Below are 26269 nucleotides of genomic sequence, written 5' to 3'. Positions count from 1 at the left end.
GTCGTGAAGTTCGCCAGCGACATCACCAATCAGGTCAGCACCCAGCAAACTGCCGCTGACGCCGCCCATGCCAGTTCGGTGCAGACCGATGCCTGCGCGCGCAAGGGCACCCAGGTGGTGCAGCAGACTGTGCAGGTGATCGAGCAGATCTCCGCCGAGCTCAACCAGGCCGCGCAAAGTATCGATGCGGTGAGCAAGCAGTCGGAGGCCATCGGGCAGATCGTCTTGACCATTCGCGGTATTGCCGACCAGACCAACCTGTTGGCACTGAACGCGGCGATCGAGGCGGCCCGTGCCGGCGAGTACGGTCGAGGGTTCGCCGTGGTCGCCGACGAGGTGCGCAACCTGGCGGCGCGTACCAGCAAGGCCACCTTGGAAATCGTCGAAGTGGTGCGGCAGAACCACGATTTGTCGTTGACCGCGGTGGCGAGCATGCAGTCGAGCCTGACCCGTACCGGACTGGGGGTGGAGCTGGCCAACGAGGCCGGTACGGTGATCATGGAAATCCAGCAGGGTTCACGGCACGTGGTGGACGCCATCAGCCAAATCAGTTCGACCCTGCAATTGCACTGAGGCCCTGGCGTAACTCCCGCTCGAGAGTGTCCAGGCTGGCATGCAGGCGCTCGAGCAACGAGCTGTACGGCTGGTGGTGGGCGATAGCCTGCTCCAGGGCTTCGCAATCCTGCACCAGGGTCCTGACCTTGAGCATTTTGGCGCCGCCCTTGATCCGGTGCACGACCGGGCCCAGGGCTTCGGCCGACGGCGTTTCGCCCAGCGCACGCAAGGCCCGCAGGTCTTCGGCATTGCTGGCCGCCAGCTGTTCCAGCAGGCGTATGATCAACTGCTCGTCGTCCTGGGTCAGGTGACGCAGTTGCTCCAGGTCGAAGCCTGAGGCGCGTGGCTCGGGGAGGGATGGCGCCTGGGTGCCCTGGTGGAGCTGTGCCAGGACGCTTCTCAGCGCCTGCAGGCTGACCGGCTTGAACAGACAGTCGTCCATGCCACTGTCCAGGCAGCGCTGGCGCTCTTCAGCCTGGGCATTGGCGGTGATGCCGATGATGCGACAGGCGGGCTGCGAGCCTTGCTGTTCCAGGGCGCGAATACGCAAGGTCAGTTGATGACCGTCCATCACCGGCATGCTGCAATCGGTGAGCACTATATCGAACCGGCTGGCCTGCCACAGTGCCAGGGCGGCCTCGCCTTGGTCGGCCAGCACGACCTGATGTCCCAACGAGTTCAGTTGTTTCTCGAGCAACAGCAGGTTGGCTGGATAGTCATCGACCACCAGGACTTGCAGCGGCCCGACGGTAGTCTGCGAGGGAAGGCCTGGCGCGGACTCGTCGCTGGGCGCGGCGCTGGATGGCAAGGTGAGCTGGACTTCGACCTGGGTGCCGAGGCCTTCGAGGCTTTGCAGCGTCAACTGCCCGCCCATCAACTCGCACAGTTCGCGGCTGATCACCAGGCCCAGCCCTGCGCCCTGGCGAGCTTGACGGCCATCGGCCTGGGCGAAGGCGTTGAACAGGCGTGCCTGGTTGGCGGCGCTGATGCCCATGCCGCTGTCGCGGACCTGCAGTGTGACCCTCAGTTGTTGTGTGTCGAGTGGTGTGACGCAGAGCGTCACCTCGACCTGGCCCTGGTCGGTGAACTTGATGGCATTGCTGATCAGGTTGGACAGCACTTGCTTGAGTCGCAAGGTGTCGGCCCGCACCCAGCAGGGCGTCTCGGGCAGGACGGCGCGCAGCGGCAGACCCTTGGCGCGCGCATTGCCTTCGAACACCCGCAACGTCGAGCGAATGAGTTCGAGCAGATCCACGGGTTGTGGCTGCAAGGTCATATGACCAGACTCGATGCGGGAGATGTCGAGGATATCGCCGATAAGGTCGAGCAGGCCAAGCGCCGAGTCGTGGGCGGTTTTCAGGGCGTGACTGTCGCTGCGTCCGTGGTGGCTGTCTTCCAGGGCGAGTTCGAGCAAACCGATGACCGCATTCATCGGCGTGCGTATTTCATGGCTCATGACCGCCAGAAACGTGCTTTTCGCCTGGCTGGCTCGTTCGGCGTCGTCCTTGGCCTGACGCAATTGTTCCAGCAGGCCGCGGCTGAGCGCTAACTGTTCCTGCAGGGCACGTTGGGCTTCGGTGCGTTGGTGAATCAGTTTGCGCAGGTAGGTGTTCCAGAACACCACGCCGGCCAGCAGCAAGGCGGCCAGCACCAGCACTTGCAAGGCCAGGGTGCGGTAGTTGGCCCAGGGGCTGTCGCTGACCACGGCATTGGTGCGCCAGCGATTGACCAACTGTTCCAGCTCATCCGGTGGGATGCTCAGCAGGGCCTTGTCAAGGATCGCCTGCAGTTGCGGCTGCCCCGGGCTCACGGCGAACGCCGCCAGTGCCGGCTCGTCGCCTTGCAGCCCGGCGATCTTGAGGCGGCCTTTGAACACCTGGTTGATGAAGTAGGCGGCGTTGATGTGCGAGCTGATCGCCACGTCGGCATCGCCGTTGGCTACCGCCTCCATCAGTTGCAGCGGGTTCTCCACTTCCACCACACGGATGCCGATGGCCTGGCGCTCCAGGCCATCACGCAGCGGTGATCCGCGCAGCAGTGCCACCCGCAAGCCGCTCAGGGGGTGGTCGCCAATCAGTGGTGGTGCGTTTTGCCGGGTGACCAGTACCCGCGGACTGATCATGTAGGGGCGGCTGTAGCGCAGGCGCAGGGCGCGGTGGATGCCGTAGCCGATGGCGCCGATCATGTCGACCTGGCCGCGAGCGGTCTGTTCGACCATGTCCTGGAAGGATTCGGACTCGACGATCTGGAATTGCAGGCCGGTGCGCAGGCTGATGCGCTCCAGCAGGTCGAGGGCGATGCCACGGGGTTGCTGCTGGCTGTCGGTAAAGCTCAATGGCGCCAGGGTGGTATTGATCATGACCTTGACCTGGCGGTGCTGCTCGATCCAGGCGCGCTCCTCCGGCGTCAGCGCGGCCAGGCGGCGGTCGAGCAGGATGCTAGTGCTGCCACTGGTCCAGCGGCGCAGGATATTCAGGCGCTCGCTGTCGGCGATTCGGCCCAGGGCAAGGTTTACCAGTTTCAGCAGGCGTGGGTTGTCACGGGACACGGCGAACGCGAAGGTACTGGCGGGGGCCTTGACGAACTGATCGACCTTGACGAACCCCTGGTACCCCTTGGCGATCACGTAATCGGTGCTGATGGCGTCCCCCAGGTAGGCATCCGCTTGGCCAAGGGCCACGGCCGCGATACCGGCCAGGGTCGAACGGTAGAGGCGCAACTGCGCCTGGGGAAACAGCTGTTGCACGGTCTGCATGGGCAGGTAATGGTCGACCATCGCCAGTTGCAGGCCGGCCAGGTTGCTGTCTTCGTACCCTGCGCGCGCGTGGCGCGAGGCGATCACCGGCAGGTCGTCGGCATACGGCTGGCTCAGGGTCAGCCCTGCATCGTTGGCCTCGAAAGCGTTGGAGGTGCCGAGCAGGTCGATCTCGCCGGCGCGTAGTGCCGTCAGCGCCAAGGCCCGGCTGGCATAGCGCCGGACTTTGATCGGTACCCCCAGTTGCTCGCCAATCAGCCCTGCGTAGTCGGCACTCAGGCCCTCGTAGTCGGCCTGGCTGGTGTTGATGTCGAACGGTGGATAGTCGGGGCGCGAGCTGCCCAGTACCAGGCCGGCGCGCATTTCGAGCCAGCGGCGATCCGCGTCGTCGAGTTGCAATGGTGACGCTGCGCTCAATGCCCGTGCCAACAGTTGGCGGTTTTCGCTTTGTACCTCGGCAGTGGCGGGCAATGGCGACAACAGGGCCAGCAACAGGCACAGCAGTGTGCGCCCGGTCATCGCTCAGACCACGTGGTTACGTTTGGCCAGGTCGACCATTTCCACCAACGACTCGACTTTGAGCTTCTCCATGATGCGGCCGCGGTAGGTGCTGATGGTCTTGGCGCTGAGGTTCATCTGCTCGCCGATGAATTTGTTGGACTGGCCGCCGCTGAGGCGGCGCAGTACCTCCATCTCGCGATTGGACAAAAGCCGCAGGCGCTCGCTTTCGCTCTCCAGCGTATTGCTGTTGAGCGCCATCTGTGGAAAGGTCGAGTAGCCTTTGACCAAGGCCTTGAGGGCGAACACCAAGGCATCGAGGTCTTCATCCTTGTTGACGAACGCAGAGATGCCTGCGTCCATGCAACGGCGCACGTATAGGTCGGCAGGTTGGCCGGTGAGGGCCATGATCCTCGGCGCGGGCTCCAGTAGCTTGAGGCGCTTGATCACCTCCATGCCATCGAGGTCGGGCAGGCCGATATCGAGGATGACCACTTCGGCCTTGGTTTCCCTGGCCAGGCGCGCGGCCTCCTTACCGCTGCCGGTCTCACCCACGACGGTGAAGCGTTCACGTTCAAGCAGCATGCGTACGGCCAATCGAACAATGTGGTGGTCATCAACCAGCAACACGGATGTCATTTGGGGAACTCCTGTCAAAGTGCAGCCCGCATCCTGCGTTCTATTGCATACGCAAGGCGGTGGGCCAACTGGGCTGCGCGCACCTTACGGACAATCAGGAGCCTTGGTAATAGGCGAGTATAGGCCTGTTGAAAAACCTTCGTGTGCTTGTTGAAAATTCCTACAAATTCATGTCAGGTGCAAACAGTGTGTGGCTTGTTGACCCGCTGGGTAGCCGCCGGGTTGTTGAGCAAGGCATTGCCTGTGCGGGTAGGGCGAGCCACCAGTTGCCCGCCACAATTGGGGCACTGCCCCTGGAAGTGGCGGCCGTTGCAGGTGCGGCAGAAGGTGCACTCGAAGGAGCAGATCAGCGCATCCGGGCTTTCTGCCGGTAGATCGCGGTCGCAGCATTCGCAGTTGGGGCGTAGTTCGAGTATGGCAGGCATTCCGTTGGCGGGGTGTGTGCAGTGTGCAACGCCGCCGCCCCGGCGGCAATCGCCTCAGTGGCCTTGGCGGTACAGGTGCGCGTGCCCGGCGCGGTACAGCGCCGACTCGGAGAACGGCGCATCGCCCAGCACATGGCCTACCAGGATCAGCGCGGTGCGGCGAAAGCCTTTTTCCGCGACCCGTTCGACGATGTCAGCCAGGGTTGCGCTGACCCAGTCCTGGTCCGGCCAGGTGGCGCGGTGCACCACCGCGATCGGACAAGTGGCTCCATAGTGCGGCAGCAGTTCATCGACGATCCTTGGCAGGTGCTTGACCCCCAGGTGGATGGCCAAGGTGCTGCCGTGCCGGGCCAGGTCGGCCAGTTGTTCGCCGGGCGGCATCGGCGAGCTGTCGCCGTAGCGGGTAAGGATGACGGTCTGGGCGACGTCCGGCAGGGTTAGTTCGCAGCCTAGCAGTGCGGCGCTGGCGGCGGTGGCGGTGACCCCAGGGATGATCTGGTAGTCGATGCCCAGTGCCCGCAAATGACGAATCTGTTCGCCGATGGCGCCATACAGGCTGGGATCGCCACTGTGCACTCGGGCCACGTCCAGGCCCTCGGCATGGGCCTGGCGCATGGCGTCGATGATCTGCTCCAGGTGCAGTTCCGCGCTGTTGAGCACTGTCCGTGCGCTATGGCCTTCGAGTACCGCCGGCGGGACCAGGGAGCCTGCGTAGATGATGACCGGACACTGGCGAATCAGGCGCTGGCCCTTGACCGTGATCAGTTCCGGATCGCCGGGGCCGGCGCCGATGAAGTAGACCGTCATGGCGGCTCCTTGCAGATAATGAAGGCGGATTATCCGCCGAACGCCAGTGCCAGGGTAGCGCCGGCAAGGACTTGCCGTGGTACCTGCAGCCTGGGTTGCGACGACGCGCGCGAGGCCAGGGCCAGCGCGGCGCTTTCGGCCACGCCCCAGCAACCGGTCTGGGCAAAGGCGATGGCCGAGCGTTGGCTGAGCAAGGGTTCGAAGGCGAGCAGGTGCGTGGCGTCGAAACAGACGAAGGGCACGCCGAGTCGCTCGGCCAGGGCCAGCAGGCCCGGCTCGCGGGCCTTGGTGTCGATGCTGGCGATGGCGCGCAGGGCCGAATGGGGCAGGGCATGGTTGGCCAGGGTTCTGCGCAACAGCACCGCCAGGGTCTCGACGGGGCAGCCACGGCGACAGCCGAAGCCCGCGTACAGCGCGGGCACTTGGCTGAGCTCGTGCATCAGGCCTGGCGGGCGCGGCGGAACAGCCAGGCGCTGAGCAGGCTCAGGGCCAGCCAGAACGCGGCGTTGGTCAGCCACGAAGCGATCTTGAACTGAGTGGCCAGGGCTTCCGGCGCGAGGCTTTCATGCACCGCAGGCTGCGGTGCGCCGACCACATGGGGGGCTACCAGCAAGACCACACCCAGGGCCTTGAGCAGCCAATGCCGGCCAAACACCAGCAAGGCCAGGCCGGCTGCCGTGGCGGCTGCGGTGCCGATCCACCAGGTCTGGCGCTGGCCGAGGTCGGCGGCCGCGGTCCCGGGTAGCTCGGGAGGCAGGCCCAGAGTCGGCGCCAGGCAGAACACCGCGAAGCCAGCCAGGCCCCACAGCGCACCCGTGGCGGTACGGCCTGGCTCGCGCAGGCTGTACAACGCGGCGAGGATCAGGGCGAAGCCGACTGCCACCACCAGGTTGCCGCCGGTGGTCGACAGCACGCGCTGCCAGCCATCTTCCGGCGCCCAGGCCTCGGCACTGTGCTCATGGCTGTGGCCGGGGGCCTCGTCGTGTTCGTGATGTTCGGCGACTGGGCCGGCGTTCTCGAAGGTTTCCGCCTGGAGAATCAGCGGGGCGACCCAGAAACTTTGCAGCAGGGTCAGCAGCAGGGCGGCCAGCAGCCCGCTGAAACCCGCGGTGCGGGCGATGCGCGTAATCATGCGGGCGTACTCAGTGGCAGGGGAAGGCGGCGCTGTGGCGGGTGTCGTGGGCGGCGTTGTGCACCGCTTCGATGTGCGAGAAGCCCGCGAAGTACACCAGGCACAGGCCCAGCAGGCTGGCACCCACGGCGACGAGCATGCGCTGGCTGAGGCTGACGGGGGTGGCGAGGCTGTGTTTGGCACTGGTGATGGGCATGACGCGTTCCTCTGCTGCTTTTGTTTTGGGCAACGGGCAAGCGCGACGCCCCCGGGCGCGGAGGGCCCAGGGCAAGCGACAGCACCCGCCCACCGCGGGGTTGTTCATCGAGCACCACAGGCCGGTCTCCGGGCTGGCGAGGCGGAGCAGGGCTCCGGTCGCTTACCGTTGCGGGGGCAGCACCGGCTTTGTCGGGGCTTGGTTCCAAGGCCGCGCGACGCACCGGTTTCCCGTTTCACCCCAATGGGGCACCTGAGGGCAGTGCGCTAGCAAATCACGGGGCGTAGCCGGCGTCAATCGCGGCGGCGGTTGACCGCTGTCGGGTGGATGCGTAGCCTTGCCGCTTCGAGGTTCTCAGGCCTGGCCTGAGCTAAGACGGGAACGCGGTACAAGCCGCGGCTGCCCCCGCAACTGTAAGCACTGAAAGGTTCGGCACAGGCCACTGCGCAGGCGCGCGGGAAGGCGCCGGACGGGTGCAAGCCAGGAGACCTGCCTCGCGACGTTTTCGACTTTCAACCGGGCGGGGTGATCCGGTGGCGAACGCGCCCGGCCAGCATGGCCGCGGCCGCCGTCCCGCATGCCCGCGCCATAGCCGCCAAGGGCAACGCGACATGAAAACACTGGCCAAGCTCCCCGTCACCATCGTCACCGGCTTCCTCGGCTCGGGCAAGACCACCTTGCTCCGCCACATGCTCGACAACGCCCAAGGCCGCCGTATCGCGGTGATCGTCAATGAATTCGGCGAGCTGGGCATCGACGGCGAGATCCTCAAGCAGTGCAGCATCGGCTGCACCGAGGAAGAGGCGCTCGGCCGAGTCTTCGAGCTGGCCAACGGCTGCCTGTGCTGCACCGTGCAGGAAGAGTTCTTCCCGGTGATGCGTGAGTTGGTGGCGCGCCGTGGCGACCTCGACCATATCCTGATCGAAACCAGCGGCCTGGCCCTGCCCAAGCCTTTGGTGCAGGCCTTCCAATGGCCGGAAATCCGCAACGCCTGCACCGTCGATGCGGTGATCACCGTGGTCGATAGCCCGGCCGTGGCCGCTGGCACCTTCGCCGCCTACCCGGACCAGGTCGACGCGCAGCGCAAGCTCGACCCCAACCTGGATCACGAGTCGCCGCTGCACGAGCTGTTCGCCGACCAGTTGGCCAGCGCCGACCTGGTGGTGCTGAACAAGGCCGACCTGATCGACGCCGCCGGCCTGGCCAAGGTGCGTGCCGAGGTGGCCGAGGAACTGCCGCCGGCGGTCAAGGTGATCGAGGCCAGCAGTGGCCGCCTGCCGCTCGACGTGCTGCTGGGCGTGGGGGCCGAATCCGAGGCGCATATCGACGGTCGCCGCACCCACCACGATTCGCACCACGACGGCGATGATCACGACGATCACGATCATGATGCCTTCGACTCGATCTCCATCGATCTGCCCGAGGCCGACGAAAGCCTGCTGCTCGATGCCCTGACCCAGCTGGTCGGCGAATTCGGCATCCTGCGCGCCAAGGGTTTTGCCGCCATTCCCGGCAAGCCGATGCGCCTGCTGATCCAGGGCGTGGGCACGCGTTTCGACAAGCACTTCGACCGCGCCTGGCGCAGCGACGAGCCGCGCATCACCCGCCTGGTGCTGATCGGTCAGGACCTCGACGCCGTGCAACTGGAAGCGCGCCTGCGCCAGGCCCTGGGCGCCTGACCCATGCACCTGCTGCGGACCCAGCCCGGCGGCTTCGTGCCGGACGACAGCATCGCCGACCTTGGCCAGACCCCCGCCGAGCTGGTGATTCTCTGCAGCGGCGACTCCCACCTGGCACTGCTCGCCGAAACCGCCGAGCAGTTGCCAAACGATTTTCCCAGCGTACGCCTGGCCAACCCTATGCAGGTGCAGAACCACGCCTCGGTCGACCTGTATGTCGACCAGGTGCTGCGCCATGCCAAGGTGATCCTGGTGTCGCTGCACGGCGGCGTCGGCTACTGGCGCTATGGCGTAGAACAACTGGTGGCGCTAGCCAGTCGTGGCGTGCAGCTGATCCTGGTGCCGGGCGACGACCGCCCGGACCCGGAACTCACCGATCTGGGCACGGTGCGTGGTGCCCAGGCAGAACGCCTGTGGCACTACCTGCGCCAAGGCGGCAAGGCCAACGCGATCAACCTGTTCAACTGCCTGGCCAGTCAATGGCTGGGGCGTGACTACGCCTGGGAAGAGCCCCAGCCGCTGCCGCGCACGGCGGTCTATCACCCGTCACGGCCCAGTGCCCAGTTGCAGGATTGGTACGGCGAGTGGAACCCCGAGTACCCGGTGGCACCGCTGCTGTTCTACCGCTCGCACCTGCAGGCGGCCAACACGGCGTTCATCGATGTGTTCTGCCAGCGCTTGCAAGCGTGCGGGCTCAATCCGTTGCCGATCGCCGTGGCCAGCCTCAAGGAGAGCGCCTGCCTGGGGCAGGTCGAAGCCTGGCTCGATGAGGTGCAGGCCGAGGTGGTGATCAACACCACCGGCTTTGCCCTGTCCAGCCCCGAGCAACCCAACCTGAGGCCGCTGCGTCGCGACGTGCCGGTGTTGCAGGCCATCTGCGCCCAGGACAACCAGCCCGGTTGGGAGCAGAGCGAGCAGGGCCTGGGCGCGCGCGACCTGGCCATGCACATCGCCTTGCCCGAGCTGGACGGGCGCATCATCACGCGCCCGGTGAGTTTCAAGGACCTGGCCTGGCGCAGCGAGCGCAGCCAGTCCGACGTGGTCTGTTACCGCGCCCACCCCGAGCGCATGGACTTCGTCGCCGAACTGGCGCGGCGCTGGGTGACGCTGGCGCGCCTGGACAACCAGGAAAAGCGCGTGGCGCTGGTGCTGGCCAACTACCCGACCCGTGACGGGCGCATCGGCAACGGGGTCGGCCTGGATACCCCTGGCGCCGCGTTGAATATCCTCAAGGCGATGCAGGAGCAGGGCTATCCGGTGGCTGGGCTGCCGGACAGCGGCACCGCGCTCATTCATCAACTGCTGGGCGGGGTGACCAACGACCTCGACCACCTCGATCAACGCCCCTGTGCCCAGAGCCTGAGTCTGGCCGACTACCAGGCGGCCTTCGCCGCGCTGCCCGAGGCCAACCAGCGTGCCGTGCTGGCGCGTTGGGGGGCACCCGAACAAGACCCGATGTTCCGCAGCGGGCGGATGATGATCGCCGGCTTGCGCTATGGCCTGACCTTCGTCGGCATCCAGCCGGCCCGCGGTTATCAGGTGGATCACAGCGCGGTGTACCACGACCCGGACCTGGTACCGCCGCACGGCTACCTGGCGTTCCATTTCTGGCTGCGCAACGGCTATGCCGCCGATGCGCTGATCCATGTCGGCAAGCACGGCAACCTGGAGTGGCTGCCGGGCAAGGGCGTGGGGCTGTCCGCCGAGTGCTGGCCGGATGCGCTGCTCGGACCGCTGCCGAACATCTACCCGTTCATCGTCAACGACCCAGGCGAAGGCGCCCAGGCCAAGCGTCGCACCCAGGCGGTGATCATCGACCACCTGATGCCGCCGCTGACCCGCGCCGAGAGCTACGGCCCACTGCGCCACCTGGAACAGCTGGCCGACGAATACTACGAAGCCCAGCTGCTTGATCCGCGCCGGGCCCAGGAGCTGCAACGGGACATTCTCGAGCTGCTCAAGCGCAACCACATCGACCGCGAATTGCAGCTCGAAGGCCAGCTGGACGATGCGGCCGTGTGGCTGCCGCGCCTGGATACCTACCTGTGCGACCTCAAGGAATCGCAGATCCGCGATGGCCTGCATGTGTTCGGCCAGTCGCCTGCCGGGCGCTTGCGCGACGATACGCTGCTGGCATTGCTGCGGGTGGCCCGGGGCGATGGCAAGGGCGGTAATGCCAGCTTGATTCGTGTCCTGGCCAAGGCGCTTGAGCTGGGCTTCGATCCGCTGGATTGCGACCTTGGCCAGGCCTGGGACGGGCCGCGCCCCGCGCAGCTGCAGGCGCTGGACGGCGCCTTGTGGCGGACCTGCGGTGATACCCGCGAACGCTTGGAACTGCTGGCATTGAGCTTGATCAAGCAGTCGTTGAGCGCAGCTGTCGAGCTGCCGCAAGCGCCTGGCTGGCAGCCGGTGGGAGCAGTGCTGGCGGCGCTGGTGGCGGATGTCGCACCCCGTCTCGACGCTTGCGGTGATGCCGAGATGGATGGCTTGCTGGCGGCCCTGGCGGGACGCTTCGTGCCGGCCGGGCCCAGCGGCGCCCCCAGCCGAGGGCGCCTGGACGTGCTGCCCACCGGGCGCAACTTCTATACCGTCGATGTGCGCAACCTGCCCACCACCACGGCCTGGCGCTTGGGCTTCGCCTCGGCCAACCTGATTCTCGAACGCCACCTGCAGGACCACGGCGATCACTTGCGCCAATTGGGTCTGTCGGTGTGGGGCACGGCGACCATGCGCACCGGCGGTGACGATATCGCCCAGGCCATGGCCTTGATGGGCGTGCGCCCGGTCTGGGCCACCGGCAGCCAGCGGGTCGACGACTTCGAGATCTTGCCCTTGAGCCTGCTTGACCGGCCGCGGGTGGATGTGACACTGCGGGTGTCCGGGTTCTTCCGCGATGCCTTCGGTAACCTGATCCGTCTGTTCGACGCGGCGGTGCAGGCAGTGGCGGCGCTGGACGAGCCGGACGACTGGAACCCGCTGGCCGCCCGTGTGCGTGCCGAGCGGCAAACCCTACTCGCCGAGGGTCTGGACGCCGACCAGGCAGCGCGTCAGGCAGGTTGGCGGGTGTTCGGCGCCAAGCCCGGTGCCTACGGCGCCGGGGTGCAGAACGCCATCGACGGGCGCTTGTGGCACAGTCGTGACGACCTGGCCGAGGTCTACCTCAATCACGGCGGCTACGCCTATGGCGCCAGCGACGACGGCACCCCGGCCCGGGCCCGCTTCGCCCAGCGCCTGGCCCAGGTGCAGGCGGTGCTGCAGAATCAGGACAACCACGAGCACGACCTGCTCGACTCCAACGACTACTACCAGTTCCAGGGTGGCATGCTTGCCGCCGCCGAGACCCTGGCCGGCACCACCCGGGCCAGTTACCACGGTGATCACAGCCAGGCCGACCGGCCACGCATCCGTACCTTGAAGGAAGAGTTGAACCGGGTGATCCGCGCCCGCGCCCTCAACCCCAAGTGGATCGACGGTGCCAAGCGCCATGGCTATAAAGGCGCCTTCGAGCTGGCGGCGACAGTCGACAACCTGTTTGCCTTCGACGCCACCACGCACCTGATCGACGATCACCATTACCAAGGCCTGGCCGATGCCTATGTGCTCGACCCTGGCACCCGTGATTTTCTCCGCGAACACAACCCAGAGGCCCTGCGCGACCTCACCGAGCGCCTGCTGGAAGCCCAGCAGCGCGGTTTGTGGCAGGAGCCGGGCGAATACCGCGACAGCCTCGAGCAGCAGTTGCTCGACGGCGAGGAAGACTGCTGAACATGAGCGAACCCGTGCAATTTCCCCTGGCGGCCGTGGTCGCTGCCGACGATCTCAAACTGGCCCTGTGCCTGACCGCCATCGACCCGAAGATCGGTGGCGTGTTGATCGAAGGCCCGCGCGGCATGGCCAAGAGCACCCTGGCCCGGGGCCTGGCAGACCTGCTGGGCGATGGCCCGTTCGTGACCTTGCCCTTGGGCGCCACTGAAGAGCGCCTGGTCGGTACGCTCGATCTGGATGCCGCGCTGGGCCAGGGCCAGGCCCGTTTTTCCCCCGGCGTACTGGCCCAGGCCGATGGGGGCGTGCTGTACGTGGACGAGGTCAACTTGTTGCCCGATCCACTGGTCGACCTGCTGCTGGACGTGGCTGCCAGCGGTACCAACCGTGTCGAGCGCGATGGCATTTCCCATCGTCATGCGGCGCGTTTCGTACTGATCGGCACCATGAACCCGGAGGAGGGCGAGCTGCGCCCGCAGCTGCTCGACCGCTTTGGCCTGAACGTCGCCCTCGAGGGCCTGCCGGCCCCGCAGGAACGCCAACAGATTATTCGCCGGCGCCTGGCGTTTGACACCGATCCCGAGGCCTTCTGCGCCGACTGGGCCGCTGCGCAGGCCGACTTGCGCGAGCGCTGCCGGGCCGCACGCGAGCGCCTGGCCGGCATAGCCCTGGACGACCAGGCCCTGGCCTGGATTACCGAGCGTTGTTTCGCCGCAGGGGTCGATGGCCTGCGCGCCGACCTGGTCTGGCTGCGCGCTGCTCGGGCTCATGCGGCCTGGCGTGCTGGCACGCGGATCGAGGAAGTGGATGTCGAGGCGGTGGCTGAGTTTGCCTTGCGCCATCGACGCCGTGCGGATGCGCCGGCGCCGCAGTCCACGTCGGCGGGCGAGCCGTCGCCGGCGCAGGATCTCCAGGCCGGGCAGGGCGACTGGGGCGCCTTGCCACCCCAGCTGGTGGGCGGCGGGCCTCGTCGCGAGGTGCCGAACTGGGCAAAAAAGCCCTGAGCATCCGCGCGCGCAACGCCCAGGCGACGGATGCCAGACCCCGCGTCGGTCAATTGTCGGGTGCTGCCCGTGGTCGCGCGCGCGCGGCCGACAGTGGCCGTATCGCCTGGCTGCCAACCTTGCTCAAGGGGCGGCCGCTTCAGCGCCGCGACCTGTGCTGGCAACAGCGCCAGGCCCAGCCCCCCGAGCTGTGGCTGGTGATCGTCGATGCCTCGGCCTCGACCCGTCGCCACCAGGCCCTGGCTCAGGCCAAAGGCTTGCTGGCCGGTCTGTTCGACCAGGCCTATCGACAACGGGCGCGGTTGGCGTTGCTAACGGCCAGCGGCAGCAAGCCGCAATGGCAGCGCCATGGGCTCAAGGCGTCGGCGGCGTTACAGCCTTGGCTGCAGGCCCTGGGCGCGGGTGGTGGAACCCCGTTGTTCGCGGCGCTCGAGGAGGCTCGGCTGTGGCTGCTGGCGCGCGGCAAGCGCCTGCCCCATGAGGTGCAGCGCTGCCTGGTGCTGACGGATGGCCGTCTGCGCCAATGGCGCACACCGCAACCCATGCCGTGCGCTACCTTGCTGGTGGACATGGAAATGACGGCGGTGCGTGTCGGTCGCGCACGGCAACTTGCCGAGCAACTAAATGCCGACTATCGACATATCGAACAGTTCACGCCGGATAGTTGAACGTAGCGGGTGCGACACTTTGTCACAAGTGTGAAGTTGCTGCGAATTAAAGACGGGCAGTGCAACAAGTGCGTGCCAGGCACGCACTTGGCATGGATGCAATGTTTACTTCGGCATCGACCAGGGTTGCAGGTCATAGCCCTGGCGCGACAGTTCGGCGCGCACTTCCTCGATCAGGCTGGCCCATTGCGCAGGGTCGGAATAGACCCGCGAGGACACTTGCTTGCTGCCGATGCGGGTGCTGGTCCGGTCGATCACTGCCAGGCTCAGTTCACCAGTCCCGTTGGGGGCATCCCAGGCAACGCACTGGAAGGGCTCGAAGGCGTGGTCGGCGATCAGCAGTGCTTCGTTGACACGGAGCGGGGCATTCATGGTTCGGTCTCTCTCATGGTCCCAAACAGCGGAATTAAGTTCCGCGCGGCAGTTGTACGAAAGTCTACAGCGCGGGGTTATTCGTACTGATGCTCCAGGTCAGGGTTGAAGTCACATGGCTGTAGAAAATTTTTTAACGGCGTGGGCTTTATTGTGGATGTGTCCGCCGCCTATGACGGCAAATACCGGCGAGAATTCCTGGTGGGCTTTTAACGGACGGGGCGGGCTGACCAACGGTCATGGAGGGCGTCAAGTTCGTTGCTACTGTTAATTTTGGCGTCGCAACTAACTGTTTATACGTTAAAAACCAAAAACTGGCGCCAAGGAACGGTCATGCTTGAACCTGCTTCCCTGCGCCGCTTGCTGATCGTCGACCCCTGCGACGATTGCCACCGTTTGCTCCCTGGTTTGCGCAGCGTCGGTTGGGAGGTGCGCAGTTGCACCTTGGATGCCGCCCTCGAGCAGCCCTGCGACGTCGGTCTGGTCCGGTTGCAGGCCTCGCACCTGCGCCATCCCGAGGCGGTCAAGGACCTGATCAAACGCAGCAACACCGAATGGATCGCCGTGCTCAGTACCGAAGAGCTACGCCTGCAAAATGTCGGCGACTTCGTCTGCGAGTGGTTTTTCGACTTTCATACCTTGCCGTTCGATGTCTCGCGGGTCCAGGTCACCCTGGGGCGCGCGTTCGGCATGGCACGCCTGCGCGGCAAAGGGGCGGTGCGGGTCGATGAGCCTGAGCACGAATTGCTCGGCGAAAGCCGGCCAATCCGCGAATTGCGCAAGTTACTGGGCAAGCTGGCGCCCACCGAATCGCCGGTACTGATCCGCGGTGAAAGCGGCACGGGCAAGGAACTGGTGGCGCGTACGTTGCACCGGCAGAGCCAACGCCGTGACAAACCGTTCATCGCCATCAATTGCGGTGCCATCCCCGAGCACTTGATCCAGTCCGAGTTGTTCGGCCATGAGAAGGGCGCCTTCACCGGGGCTCATCAGCGCAAGGTGGGGCGCATCGAAGCGGCCAATGGCGGCACGCTGTTTCTCGACGAGATCGGCGATCTTCCCCTGGAGTTGCAGGCCAATTTGCTGCGTTTCCTGCAGGAAAAACACATCGAACGGGTTGGCGGCAACCAGCCCATCGCGGTGGATGTCAGGGTGCTTGCGGCGACCCATGTGGATCTGGAAAAGGCCATCGGGCAAGGGCGTTTTCGCGAGGACCTGTATTACCGCCTCAATGTCCTGCAGGTCGTGACCGCGCCCTTGCGCGACCGGCATGGCGACCTGTCGATGCTGGCCAGCCACTTTTCACAGTTCTACAGCCTGGAAACGGGCAGGCGCCCGCGTTCATTCAGCGAGTCGGCCTTGGCGGCCATGGGCCGGCACGACTGGCCAGGCAATGTGCGTGAGCTGGCCAACCGGGTCAGGCGCGGCCTGGTGCTGGCCGAAGGGCGGCAGATCGAAGCCCAGGACCTGGGTTTGCAGGAACTGCCGGAGCAGGACCAGCCGTTGGGAACCCTGGAGGACTACAAGCACCGCGCCGAGCGCCAGGCCCTGTGCGATGTGCTGAACCGCCACAGTGACAACCTGAGTATCGCGGCGAAAGTGCTGGGGGTGTCCAGGCCGACGTTCTATCGCCTGCTGCACAAGCACCAGATCCGCTGAGATCCCCAGGCGGGGATGTCGAGCGCAACCTCGGCTCAGGCGAACTCGAACGGGGCCAGTTGGAAACCCTGTTCATCCACCTGCAACGCCCAGCCCCGTCGATCCCAGTCACCCAGCACGATACGTCGCGCCGGCTGGCCGTCGACCACCAGCTTGTGCAGTGCCGGGCGATGGGTGTGGCCATGCACCAGGGTGCGCACGCCGTGGGCCGCCATCACTTTCGGCACTTCGTCCGGGGTGACGTCGACGATCTCGGTGTTCTTCATGCGCGTCTGCGATTGGCTCTCGCTGCGCAGCTTGCGCGCCAGCTTCTGCCGTGTCGACAGCGGCAGGTGCCGCAGGATCCACAGGCTCAGCGGGTTGCGCAGGTAGCGGCGCAGCTTCATGTAGCCGATATCGCGGGTGCACAGGGTGTCGCCGTGCATCAGCAATACCGGCTCGCCGCCCAGCTCGACCACGCAGGGGTCGTCGAGCAGGGTGCAGCCAGCGGCCTGGCAGAATGCCTGGCCGATGAGGAAGTCGCGGTTGCCGTGCATCAGGTAGATCGCCGTGCCGCTGTCGGCCAGCCGGCGCAAGGCCTGGCAGATCGACTGCTGGAACGCGGTCATGGCGTCGTCGCCGATCCAGGCCTCGAAGAAGTCGCCGAGGATGTACAGCGCCTTGGCATGCCGCGCGCGACCGTCGAGCAGATCAAGAAACGCCCGGGTAATGTCCGGGCGTTCTTCTTGCAGGTGCAGATCGGAGATCAGCAGAATCACTCAAAGATCTCGGCTTTCTCGATGATCACGTCGTCTTTTGGCACGTCCTGGTGGCCAGACTTGGAGCCGGTGGCGACTTTCTCGATGGCGTCGACGATTTCCTTGCCTTCGATCACTTCACCGAACACCGCGTAACCCCAGCCCTGCACGTTCTTGCCGCTGTGGTTGAGGAAGTCGTTGTCGGAGGCGTTGATGAAGAACTGCGCGGAGGCCGAGTGCGGCTCCATGGTGCGGGCCATGGCGATGCTGTACTTGGTGTTCTTCAGGCCGTTGTCGGCTTCGTTCTGGATGCTGGCGCGGGTTTTCTTCTGGCTCATGCCTGGCTCGAAACCGCCGCCCTGGATCATGAAGCCCTTGATCACGCGGTGGAAGACGGTGCCATTGTAGTGGCCTTCCTTGACGTACTGAACGAAGTTTTCGGTGGTCAGCGGGGCTTTTTCGGCATCCAGTTGCAGGACGATGTCGCCGTGGTTGGTGCTCAGTTTGACTTTGGACATGCTGAAATTCGCTCTTTTCAAGGCATTCGGGAATTAGTTGTGCAGGGCGCTTTTGCTACCTGACGCAGGATCAGGCAACCGTGACGCAGGCCGCTGGGCCGTCATTGTGCCGGATTGCGCCGCCTCGGGGCGACAAAACGTGCCACTTTGTCGGCACTTTTGTGGGCACTTTGGCTGTCAGCGGCTTGACTGCTTCGGCTATGATAGGCGCTTTGATTCAATCGGCCTACCCGGCCGGCTACCTGCATTCAAGGACACTATGAGCAAGCCCACTGCCGACAACGCGCCAAACGCCGCTGCCAAAGGCGCCCCCGCCGTCCCTGTGAACTTCCTGCGGCCGATCGTCCAGGCCGACCTGGACGCGGGCAAGCACCAGAGCATCGTCACCCGTTTCCCGCCGGAGCCCAATGGCTACCTGCACATCGGCCATGCCAAGTCGATCTGCGTCAACTTCGGCCTGGCCAAGGAGTTCGGCGGTGTTTGCCACCTGCGTTTCGACGACACCAACCCGGCCAAGGAAGACCAGGAGTACATCGACTCCATCCAGCGTGATGTCAAGTGGCTGGGCTTCGACTGGGCAGGGCAGGTGCGCTACGCCTCGGACTACTTCGAGCAGTTGCACGACTGGGCGGTGGACCTGATCAAGTCGGGCAATGCCTATGTCTGCGACCTGACCCCCGAGCAGGCCAAGGAATACCGTGGCAGCTTGACCGAACCTGGCAAGAACAGCCCGTTCCGCGAGCGCAGCGTCGAAGAGAACCTCGACCTGTTCGCGCGCATGAAGGCCGGCGAGTTCAAGGATGGCGAGCGCGTGCTGCGGGCCAAGATCGACATGGCCTCGCCGAACATGAACCTGCGCGACCCGATCATGTACCGCATCCGCCATGCCCACCACCACCAGACCGGTGACAAGTGGTGCATCTACCCCAACTACGACTTCACCCACGGCCAGTCGGACGCCATCGAGGGCATCACCCACTCGATCTGCACGCTCGAGTTCGAAAGCCACCGTCCGCTGTACGAATGGTTCCTCGACAAGCTGCCGGTGCCGGCGCACCCGCGCCAGTACGAGTTCAGCCGCCTGAACCTGAACTACACCATCACCTCCAAGCGCAAGCTCAAGCAACTGGTCGACGAAGGCCATGTCGAGGCCTGGGACGACCCGCGCATGTCGACGCTGTCGGGCTACCGTCGCCGTGGCTACACCCCGGCCTCGATCCGCAACTTCTGCGAGATGATCGGCACCAACCGTTCCGACGGCGTGGTCGACATGTCGATGCTCGAGTTCAGCATCCGCGACGACCTTGACCGTACCGCGCCGCGCGCCATGTGCGTGCTGCGTCCGCTGAAGGTGGTCATCAGCAACTACCCCGAGGGCCAGGTCGAGCAGCTCGAACTGCCACGCCACCCGAAAGAGGACATGGGCGTGCGCGTGCTGCCGTTCGCCCGTGAGCTGTACATCGACCGCGACGACTTCATGGAAGAGCCGCCAAAAGGCTACAAGCGCCTGGAACCGGCCGGTGAAGTGCGCCTGCGCGGCAGCTACGTGATTCGTGCCGACGAGGCGATCAAGGATGCCGACGGCAACATCGTCGAACTGCGCTGCTCGTACGATCCGGACACCCTGGGCAAGAACCCCGAGGGCCGCAAGGTCAAGGGCGTGATCCACTGGGTGCCGGCCGAAGGCAGCGTCGAGTGCGAAGTGCGCCTGTACGACCGTCTGTTCCGCTCCGCCAACCCGGAGAAGACCGAAGACGGCGGCAGCTTCCTCGACAACATCAACCCCGATTCGCTGCAAGTGCTGTCTGGCTGCCGCGCCGAGCCGTCGCTGGGCCAGGCCCAGGCCGAGGACCGCTTCCAGTTCGAACGCGAAGGCTACTTCTGCGCCGACCTGAAGGACAGCCAGCCGGGTCGTCCGGTGTTCAACCGCACCGTCACCCTGCGTGACTCCTGGGGCAGCTGAGGAACCGCCGTGCTTTCGATCTACAACACGCTGAGCAAGACCAAGGAAGCCTTCAAGCCGCTCGATGGCAACAAGGTGCGCATGTACGTCTGCGGCATGACTGTGTACGACTACTGCCACCTGGGCCACGGCCGCAGCATGGTGGCCTTCGACCTGGTCACCCGCTGGCTGCGCAAGAGCGGCTACGCGCTGACCTACGTGCGCAACATCACCGACATCGACGACAAGATCATCAACCGGGCCAATGAGAATGGCGAGTCGTTCGATGCGCTGACCGCCCGCATGATCGACGCGATGCACGAGGATGAGCGGCGCCTGAACATCCTGCCGCCAGACCAGGAGCCGCGCGCCACCGACCACATCCCCGGCATGCACGCGATGATCCAGACCCTGATCGACAAGGGCTACGCCTACGCCCCGGGCAACGGCGACGTGTACTACCGGGTCGGCAAGTTCGTCGGCTACGGCAAGCTGTCGCGCAAGAAGATCGAAGACCTGCGCATCGGCGCCCGCATCGAGGTCGACGAGGCCAAGCAGGATCCGCTGGACTTCGTGCTGTGGAAGGGCGTCAAGCCCGGCGAGCCATACTGGGATTCGCCGTGGGGCCCAGGTCGTCCGGGCTGGCACATCGAATGCTCGGTGATGTCCACCTGCTGCCTGGGTGAGAGCTTCGATATTCACGGTGGCGGCAGCGACCTGGAGTTCCCACACCATGAGAACGAGATCGCCCAGAGCGAGGCCGCGACTGGCAAGCCGTACGCCAACGCCTGGATGCACTGCGGCATGATCCGCATCAATGGCGAGAAGATGTCCAAGTCGTTGAACAACTTCTTCACCATTCGCGACGTGCTCGACAAGTACCACCCGGAAGTGGTGCGCTACCTGCTGGTGGCCAGTCACTACCGCAGCGCCATCAACTACTCCGAGGACAGCCTGCGCGACGCCAAGGGCGCGCTCGAGCGTTTCTACCACGCGTTGCGCGGCTTGCCGCGGGTCGCGGCCAAGGGTGGCGAGGCATTCGTCGAGCGTTTCACCGTGGCGATGAACGACGACTTCGGCACGCCGGAAGCCTGCGCCGTGCTGTTCGACCTGGTGCGCGAGATCAACCGTCTGCGCGACAGCGACCCCGAGGCCGCTGCCGGCCTGGCGGGTCGCCTGCGTGAGCTGGGTGATGTGCTGGGCGTGCTGCAACTGGAGGCTGATGACTTCCTGCGTGCCGGTGCCGAGGGCAAGGTCGATGCCGCCGAAGTGGAGGCGCTGATCCAGGCGCGTCTGCAAGCGCGCGCCGACAAGAACTGGTCCGAGTCCGACCGCATCCGCGACCAGCTGACCGCCATGGGCGTGGTACTGGAAGACAGCAAAGGCACCACCACCTGGCGCCTGGCTGACTGATCAGTTGAAGCCCTATCACCGGGCAAGTCGCATCGGCGCACCGATGCGACTTGCCCGGTGATGCTTTTCAGGCTGCCTTGGGGCAGTGCAGCACCAGTCTCGCCCCACCCAGCTCGCTGGCGCACACCTCCAGGCCGAATCCATGCAAGTCGACGATCGCCGCGACGATCGACAGCCCCAGCCCGAACCCTGCATGGCGATGACCTTCCTCGCTGCGATAGAAGCGTTTCAACACCGCCTCACGCTCCTCCGTCGGGATCCCCGGCCCGCTGTCTTCGACCGCGATTTGCACGCCCTGGGCGTTCTGGGTCGCGACGATCCGCACCTGCCCACCCTCAGGGGTGAACTTGATCGCATTGCCCACCAGGTTGGCCAGGGCCTCGAACAGCAACTCTCGGTCGCCATGCAGCGCCGGCAGTTGCGCCGGCTGATTCAATTGCAGACGAATGCCGCCGTCCTCGGCCAGCGGTAGATAGAAATCATGCAGCTCCACCAGCAGCCCTTGCGGGTCGAGCTGGACGAAGCCTGCACGGCGCTGGCGGTCTTCCAGCTCGCTGATGCGCAGTAACCCGCGAAAACGTGCCATCAGTGTGTCGGTCTCGCCAATCGCCTGGTCCAAAGCCTCGCCTTCGGCGGAACCCGCGGCGCTCTGCTGGCGGATGCGATACAACTGCGCGCGCAGGCGGGTCAGCGGGGTGCGCAGGTCGTGGGCGATGTTGTCGCACACGCCCTTGACCTCATGCATCAGGCGCTCGATGCGGTCGAGCATGGCGTTGACAATGGCCGCCAGCATGTCCAGCTCGTCGCGCCTTGCCGAGAGCGGCAGGCGGTGGGTGAGGTCGCCGGCGACGATCAGTTCGGCCTGGTCCTGGATCGCACGGATGCGCTTGAGTGGCCGGCGGCGCAGCAGGTACCAACCGGCGAAGCCGGGAATCAGGGTCAGCGAAATGCCCCAGAGCAAGGCATGGAGGATGATCTGGGTGACCACGAACAGCGAGCCGTTGTCGCGCACCAGCACCAGCCAGCGGCCATCCTGGACCTTGATCGCCACCGCATCGCAGCTGTCGGCGGGCAGGTGTGGGTCGTCGGCGTCCAGGCAACGCTTGAGCTCGTGGACCTTGCCGTCCAGGTTCAGCTCGGCCGGGATGCTGCGGATACGTCCGCCAATCGGGTTGAGCTGGGGGTCGAACAGCCCGTAGGCATCGAAGCTGCGTTCCTCGAAGGCCTGGCTGGCGATCAGTGCGTCGTCCAGCTGCTTGCCACTCATATGGGCGAACAGGTGTTGGCGCTGCAGCATGGAGTGGCGGGTGAGCTTGTTCAGGTAGCTGGTGACCTCGAAGTACAGCACGCCCATTAGGATGCTGCTCCAGGCCACGAACAGGAAGCTGTACAGTGCCAGCAGGCGGCTGGTCGAGGAGCTCCAGCCTTTAGACGGGTTCGGCAATGGCATAGCCGGAGCCCCGCACGGTACGGATCAGCGGGCTTTGGCCGGGCGAGTCGATCTTCTTGCGCAGGCGGCCGATGTGCACATCGATCAGGTTGGTGCCGGGGTCGAAGTGATAGCCCCAGACTTCCTCGAAGATCATCATGCGGGTGATCACCTGGCCAGAATGGCGCATCAGGTACTCCAGCAGCTTGTACTCGGTGGGCAGCAGGTTCAGCGACTGTTCGCCACGACGGGCTTCATGGCTGATCAGGTCCAGCTCCAGATCGGCCACTTGCAGGCGGGTCTGGGTCATCGGCACGCTGTTGCGGCGCAGCAGCACCTCGACCCGGGCGGCCATCTCGTCGGAGGCGAATGGCTTGGTCAGGTAGTCGTCGCCACCGGCACGCAGGCCGCGGACCCGTTCGTCGACGTCCGACAGGGCGCTGATCATCAGGATCGGCGTGGCGATCTTCAGGTTGCGCAAGGTGGTGACGATGGTCAGGCCATCGACCTCGGGCAGCATGCGGTCGAGGGTGATCAGGTCGTAGCCGCCGGCGATGGCCTTGGCCAGGCCCTCGCGGCCATTGTCGGCCCAGTCGACTTCCAGACCGTGGCTGGACAGTTCGGCGACGATTTCCTGGGCGGTGACGGCGTCGTCTTCGATGGTCAGTACGCGAGGCATGCTGGTTCCTGGGCGGCGAGTGGAGACCTGATTGTGCCAAAGAATAGACAAACGGCGATTTAAGAAAAATTCATCTACGCGACACTTCGACGCCCTGTGGGAGCGGGGTTACCCGCGACACAAGCGCCGCGGTGTCTGGCACCAGCTCTGCTGGTGTTTGCGGGTGAACCCGCTCCCACAGAAGGGCGTGGTGCGCTTGAGATGACCGTTCCCTGCGCGATAGCGCAGGTGATCTTCTGCAGAACCCATGCTCAAACAAAACGGGGCATGCCATTGCTGGCATGCCCCGTTGTTACTGCGGGTGTATGCCTCAGGCGACCTTGACGATCCAGCCCGCCGGGGCCTCGACGTCACCGCTCTGGATGCCGGTCAGTTCGGCATAGAGCTTCTGGGTGACCGGGCCGACTTCGGTTTCGCTGTGGAACACGTGCAGCTTGCCGTTGTACTGGATGCCGCCAATCGGCGTGATCACCGCGGCGGTGCCGCAGGCGCCGGCCTCGATGAAGCGCTCGAGCTTGTCGATTTCCACATCGCCTTCGATGACCTTCAGGCCCAGGCGCGATTCGGCCAGTTCCATCAGCGACAGGCGGGTGATGCCTGGCAGCACCGAAATCGATTTCGGGGTGACGAACTCGTTGTTGGCGGTGATGCCGAAGAAGTTGGCCGAGCCGACTTCCTCGATCTTCTTGTGGGTCAGCGGGTCGAGGTAGATGCAGTCGGCGAAGCCGGCTTTCTTGGCTTCGTAGCCCGGTTGCAGGCTGGCGGCGTAGTTGCCGCCGACCTTGGCCGCGCCGGTGCCTTGCGGGGCGGCGCGGTCGAAGTCGGAGATGAGGAACTTGTGCGGGGTCATGCCGCCCTTGAAGTACGAACCGACCGGGATGGCGAACACCGAGAAGATGAACTCGGGGGCGGTGCGCACGCCGATGTTGTCACCGGTGCCGATCACGAACGGACGCAGGTACAGCGCACCCTTGCCATGCGGGGGAACGAACTTTTCGTTGGCCTTGACCACTTGCTTGCAGGCCTCGATGAACTGCTCGGTCGAGACGCGCGGCATCAGCAGGCGGTCGCAGCTGCGCTGCATGCGCGCGGCGTTTTGGTCGGGGCGGAACAGGTTGATCGAGCCGTCCTTGCAACGGTAGGCCTTGAGGCCTTCGAAGCATTGCTGGCCATAGTGCAGGGCGGTGGAGCCTTCACTGATGTGCAGCACGTTGTCTTCGGTCAGGGTGCCCTTGTCCCACTCGCCGTTACGCCATACGGACAGGTAACGTTTGTCGGTCTTGATGTAGTCGAAACCCAGCTTGTCCCAGTTAATGCTTTCGTTACTCATGACACCCTCATTGCTCTACGCCCGAACACGGCGGGCTGCTTTTATATGCGCACCCCGCCACCTTAATACATCCGGCGCGGATCGGGAACGGCCAGTCACATAATCCGCCGGGCGAGCGAGTGGGGGGCTTGGTTCTTGGTCGATTCAAGCTTTGAGCTGGGTCATCAGGTGCCGGCCCCCAGACGATCCAGAATGGTCACGAACTCAGCGCAAGCGCCGATTCCAGTCTCCACCATGATCGCGCCAGCATGCCTCCTCGCTGTCGAAGCGCACATGCCAGGCCACATGGTCCAACTCGATCCCCGCGTCGCTTAGCGCCTGCGCCGTCAGCGCGATCATCCGCGCCTTGTCCGCGCCGGCCAGTGCCCGGGCCTTGTCGGTGTCGTCAGTGAACACCCAGGTGACGCGCAGGCTGGCGGGAAAATCGTCGAGGTCGACCTGGTGGGTGAGCCAGGCAAAGCCGACGATCTCGGCTTGGGCGATGCTGCAGGCTTCGGTCAGGCAGGCAATCATCTCCCGTTCCAGGCGGGCGAGCGCACGTTTGTTGCCGGTCATCAGTCGTCGATCTGCTGACAGAAGCGCAGCCGGTTGCCGAACGGGTCGCTGATCTGCATTTCCAGGCCCCAGTCCACCGCTTCGGCCTGTGGGCGGGCGTAGCCGTATTGCTTGGCCAGCAGCTCATGCTCCAGGGCCTTGAGGTCGTCGACCCGGGCGAAGACTGCCGAGCCTGGGGTGGCATCGCCATGGTGCTCGGACAAATGCAGGATCAGGTCACCGCGATGGACCTGCATGTACAGCGGCAGGTCGGCGGCGAAGCGGTGTTCCCAGTCGAGGGTGAATCCCAGGAAGTCGAGGTAGAACTCCCGGGCTTTGTCGATGGAAAAGATACGCAGGATAGGAATGGCGGGGGAAAACGACATGCAATGTCCCTATTGATGTGGCTGGCGCTAGGCGGTTGCCGCAAAACCTGGGGCGTAGCTGACCTTGGCGGTCGGCCAGTCACCACCAAGTCGCAACGCTTGGAAATATTCGGCTGGCACGCCGTCGAGCACAAGCCCCGGGTGCACGCTGAAACCGAAGCGCTGGTAATAGCCAGGATCCCCCAGCACGACGCAACCCCGTGCGCCCATGTCGGGCAGCTCGGCTAGCGCGGCCCGCATCAGTTGCGTGCCGATGCCTTGGCCTTGCCGGTCTGGCTGCACCGAAATTGGTCCCAGGCCATACCAGTCTGGGGTCCCATCGGAAAGCGTGACTGGGGATAGCGCCACATGACCGACAAGTTGCCCGTCGTGCTCGGCTACCAATGACAGGCTGAGCTGGCCGTCGCGGCGCAGGGCATCGACGATGAACTGCTCGGTATGGCTGCTGTGCGGCGCCTCCAGGAAGGCCTGTTGCGTCAACTCGGCGATGGCGGTGGTGTCATGCGCGGATTCGCGGCGAATAGTCAGGGTCATGGTGTCTTCTGGGCAATGTGTGTCATACGCTGGCGCGTGTCGTTGTCGATCTGTTCGCGCAAGGCGCGAAACAGCGGCGCGGCGTCAGTATAGCGACGCCCGTAGTCGAGGTTGAAGGCATAGTCGAAGTCGCCGGGGTTGGCGCCCTGGGTGTGCTGCAGCAGGGTCTCGAGCTTGTCCAGGGCCTTGACCGTCTTGGCTTCGGCGCTGTGGGCCGCGGCATATTCCTGCCACAGTTGCAGGATTTGCGCGCGCAAGGGGGCGTCGAGGCTGGCGCAGAGCTGTTGCAGGTCTTCGAACTCCTGCTGGTCCTTGTGCTGGCCCGGCACCTGGTCGACGGCGGGGATATCGCCATGCAACGCCTCGCCCAGGTCGTGCACCACGCACAGCTGGATGACTTTCAGCAGGTCAAGACCTGGCATCTGGTCGGCGAACACCAGCGCCATCAGGGACAATCGCCAGCTATGCTCTGCTGTGCTTTCCGTGCGCCCAGATGAGGTATGGGCACTGCGTAGCACATCCTTGAGGCGTTCGGCCTCGCGTAGAAACGCCAGGCGACTGGCGAGCAGGTCGAGATCCATGTCGGGGCTCCGAGATGAGTAGGGGCCGATAGCCT

The 26269-nt window shown here is 65.0% G+C and carries 25 protein-coding genes and 2 riboswitches; of the genes, 8 read left to right on the top strand and 17 right to left on the bottom strand.

The window, feature by feature from the left end; genetic code table 11:
* Window positions 1-3: 3 nt before the first annotated feature.
* Window positions 4-573: a methyl-accepting chemotaxis protein gene (locus HU772_RS25285; RefSeq protein WP_437182440.1), complete on the top strand. Its 570-nt coding sequence runs from the start codon at window positions 4-6 to the stop codon at window positions 571-573.
* Here the strand turns inward: HU772_RS25285 and HU772_RS14270 are convergent.
* The 7 genes from HU772_RS14270 to HU772_RS14240 all read right to left on the bottom strand — a co-directional run bounded on the left by HU772_RS14270 (window position 548) and on the right by HU772_RS14240 (window position 7007).
* Window positions 548-3829 (bottom strand): transporter substrate-binding domain-containing protein, encoded by a 3282-nt coding sequence (locus HU772_RS14270; RefSeq protein ID WP_186654543.1) that lies wholly within the window; start codon window positions 3827-3829, stop codon window positions 548-550. The genes HU772_RS25285 and HU772_RS14270 overlap by 26 nt on opposite strands.
* 3 nt (window positions 3830-3832) lie before the next feature.
* On the bottom strand, window positions 3833-4447 hold the full coding sequence (locus HU772_RS14265) for a response regulator transcription factor (RefSeq protein ID WP_186654548.1): 615 nt from the start codon (window positions 4445-4447) through the stop codon (window positions 3833-3835).
* Between the two features lie 173 nt (window positions 4448-4620).
* Window positions 4621-4863, bottom strand: coding sequence for a DUF1272 domain-containing protein (locus tag HU772_RS14260; RefSeq protein ID WP_186655317.1), 243 nt, complete (start codon window positions 4861-4863; stop codon window positions 4621-4623).
* Between the two features lie 63 nt (window positions 4864-4926).
* On the bottom strand, window positions 4927-5679 hold the full coding sequence (gene cobM / locus HU772_RS14255; protein WP_186654551.1) for a precorrin-4 C(11)-methyltransferase: 753 nt from the start codon (window positions 5677-5679) through the stop codon (window positions 4927-4929).
* A 29-nt stretch (window positions 5680-5708) separates the two neighbouring features.
* Window positions 5709-6101: a cobalamin biosynthesis protein gene (locus tag HU772_RS14250; protein ID WP_186655319.1), complete on the bottom strand. Its 393-nt coding sequence runs from the start codon at window positions 6099-6101 to the stop codon at window positions 5709-5711.
* Between the two features lie 17 nt (window positions 6102-6118).
* Complete coding sequence (locus HU772_RS14245) at window positions 6119-6811, bottom strand: CbtA family protein (RefSeq protein ID WP_186654552.1); 693 nt, start codon at window positions 6809-6811, stop codon at window positions 6119-6121.
* A gap of 10 nt (window positions 6812-6821) precedes the next feature.
* A complete protein-coding gene (locus HU772_RS14240; protein WP_186654556.1) occupies window positions 6822-7007 on the bottom strand; it encodes a CbtB domain-containing protein in 186 nt (61 codons plus the stop codon).
* Between the two features lie 102 nt (window positions 7008-7109).
* A riboswitch (cobalamin riboswitch) is annotated at window positions 7110-7278 on the bottom strand.
* Between the two features lie 60 nt (window positions 7279-7338).
* Window positions 7339-7518: riboswitch (cobalamin riboswitch) on the top strand.
* A gap of 100 nt (window positions 7519-7618) precedes the next feature.
* On the opposite strand from HU772_RS14240, the gene cobW reads away from it, so the two are divergent.
* Genes cobW through HU772_RS14220 form a run of 4 tightly spaced genes read left to right on the top strand, consistent with a single transcriptional unit; the run spans window position 7619 to window position 14120 of the window.
* Window positions 7619-8686: a cobalamin biosynthesis protein CobW gene (cobW, locus tag HU772_RS14235; protein WP_189664886.1), complete on the top strand. Its 1068-nt coding sequence runs from the start codon at window positions 7619-7621 to the stop codon at window positions 8684-8686.
* 3 nt (window positions 8687-8689) lie between these two features.
* Window positions 8690-12451 (top strand): cobaltochelatase subunit CobN, encoded by a 3762-nt coding sequence (cobN, locus tag HU772_RS14230; protein ID WP_186654571.1) that lies wholly within the window; start codon window positions 8690-8692, stop codon window positions 12449-12451.
* 2 nt (window positions 12452-12453) lie between these two features.
* Window positions 12454-13452 (top strand): magnesium chelatase ATPase subunit I, encoded by a 999-nt coding sequence (locus HU772_RS14225; RefSeq protein WP_186654589.1) that lies wholly within the window; start codon window positions 12454-12456, stop codon window positions 13450-13452.
* Window positions 13453-13505: 53 nt separating this feature from the next.
* A complete protein-coding gene (locus tag HU772_RS14220) occupies window positions 13506-14120 on the top strand; it encodes a vWA domain-containing protein (protein ID WP_225923026.1) in 615 nt (204 codons plus the stop codon).
* A 105-nt stretch (window positions 14121-14225) separates the two neighbouring features.
* Here the strand turns inward: HU772_RS14220 and HU772_RS14215 are convergent, their stop codons facing one another.
* Window positions 14226-14492, bottom strand: a complete 267-nt coding sequence (locus tag HU772_RS14215; protein WP_186654594.1) for a hypothetical protein — start codon at window positions 14490-14492, stop codon at window positions 14226-14228.
* 333 nt (window positions 14493-14825) lie between these two features.
* On the opposite strand from HU772_RS14215, the gene HU772_RS14210 reads away from it, so the two are divergent.
* Entirely contained in the window at window positions 14826-16151 is a 1326-nt protein-coding gene (locus HU772_RS14210) for a sigma-54 dependent transcriptional regulator (protein WP_186654600.1), read from the top strand.
* A gap of 35 nt (window positions 16152-16186) precedes the next feature.
* Here the strand turns inward: HU772_RS14210 and HU772_RS14205 are convergent, their stop codons facing one another.
* Both HU772_RS14205 and HU772_RS14200 read right to left on the bottom strand, forming a co-directional pair.
* The gene (locus HU772_RS14205) at window positions 16187-16909 is read right to left on the bottom strand and encodes a UDP-2,3-diacylglucosamine diphosphatase (RefSeq protein ID WP_186654606.1); all 723 of its coding nucleotides are present in this window, start codon (window positions 16907-16909) and stop codon (window positions 16187-16189) included.
* The gene (locus tag HU772_RS14200) at window positions 16906-17406 is read right to left on the bottom strand and encodes a peptidylprolyl isomerase (protein WP_186654611.1); all 501 of its coding nucleotides are present in this window, start codon (window positions 17404-17406) and stop codon (window positions 16906-16908) included. Before HU772_RS14200 ends, HU772_RS14205 begins: the two co-directional genes overlap by 4 nt.
* 259 nt (window positions 17407-17665) lie before the next feature.
* On the opposite strand from HU772_RS14200, the gene HU772_RS14195 reads away from it, so the two are divergent.
* Complete coding sequence (locus HU772_RS14195; protein ID WP_186654615.1) at window positions 17666-19369, top strand: glutamine--tRNA ligase/YqeY domain fusion protein; 1704 nt, start codon at window positions 17666-17668, stop codon at window positions 19367-19369.
* 9 nt (window positions 19370-19378) lie between these two features.
* Window positions 19379-20761 (top strand): cysteine--tRNA ligase, encoded by a 1383-nt coding sequence (gene cysS, locus HU772_RS14190; protein ID WP_186654620.1) that lies wholly within the window; start codon window positions 19379-19381, stop codon window positions 20759-20761.
* A gap of 67 nt (window positions 20762-20828) precedes the next feature.
* On the opposite strand, the gene HU772_RS14185 is transcribed toward cysS, so the two are convergent.
* The 7 genes from HU772_RS14185 to HU772_RS14155 all read right to left on the bottom strand — a co-directional run bounded on the left by HU772_RS14185 (window position 20829) and on the right by HU772_RS14155 (window position 26234).
* Complete coding sequence (locus tag HU772_RS14185; RefSeq protein WP_186654625.1) at window positions 20829-22211, bottom strand: sensor histidine kinase; 1383 nt, start codon at window positions 22209-22211, stop codon at window positions 20829-20831.
* The gene (locus HU772_RS14180; RefSeq protein ID WP_186654627.1) at window positions 22189-22869 is read right to left on the bottom strand and encodes a response regulator transcription factor; all 681 of its coding nucleotides are present in this window, start codon (window positions 22867-22869) and stop codon (window positions 22189-22191) included. Before HU772_RS14180 ends, HU772_RS14185 begins: the two co-directional genes overlap by 23 nt.
* A 310-nt stretch (window positions 22870-23179) precedes the next feature.
* Window positions 23180-24199, bottom strand: coding sequence for a branched-chain amino acid aminotransferase (locus HU772_RS14175; RefSeq protein ID WP_186654634.1), 1020 nt, complete (start codon window positions 24197-24199; stop codon window positions 23180-23182).
* Between the two features lie 204 nt (window positions 24200-24403).
* Window positions 24404-24754 carry a hypothetical protein gene (locus tag HU772_RS14170; protein ID WP_186654638.1) on the bottom strand — a complete coding sequence of 117 codons (351 nt, stop codon included), beginning with the start codon at window positions 24752-24754 and terminating at the stop codon, window positions 24404-24406.
* Window positions 24754-25119, bottom strand: coding sequence for a glyoxalase superfamily protein (locus tag HU772_RS14165; protein ID WP_186654643.1), 366 nt, complete (start codon window positions 25117-25119; stop codon window positions 24754-24756). Before HU772_RS14165 ends, HU772_RS14170 begins: the two co-directional genes overlap by 1 nt.
* Window positions 25120-25146: 27 nt before the next feature.
* Complete coding sequence (locus HU772_RS14160; protein ID WP_186654649.1) at window positions 25147-25653, bottom strand: GNAT family N-acetyltransferase; 507 nt, start codon at window positions 25651-25653, stop codon at window positions 25147-25149.
* Window positions 25650-26234, bottom strand: coding sequence for an HD domain-containing protein (locus HU772_RS14155; RefSeq protein ID WP_186654654.1), 585 nt, complete (start codon window positions 26232-26234; stop codon window positions 25650-25652). Before HU772_RS14155 ends, HU772_RS14160 begins: the two co-directional genes overlap by 4 nt.
* Window positions 26235-26269: the final 35 nt, after the last annotated feature.

Source organism: Pseudomonas xantholysinigenes (assembly GCF_014268885.2).
GTDB lineage: Bacteria > Pseudomonadota > Gammaproteobacteria > Pseudomonadales > Pseudomonadaceae > Aquipseudomonas > Aquipseudomonas xantholysinigenes.
This window is presented reverse-complemented; position numbering and strand designations above follow the sequence as displayed.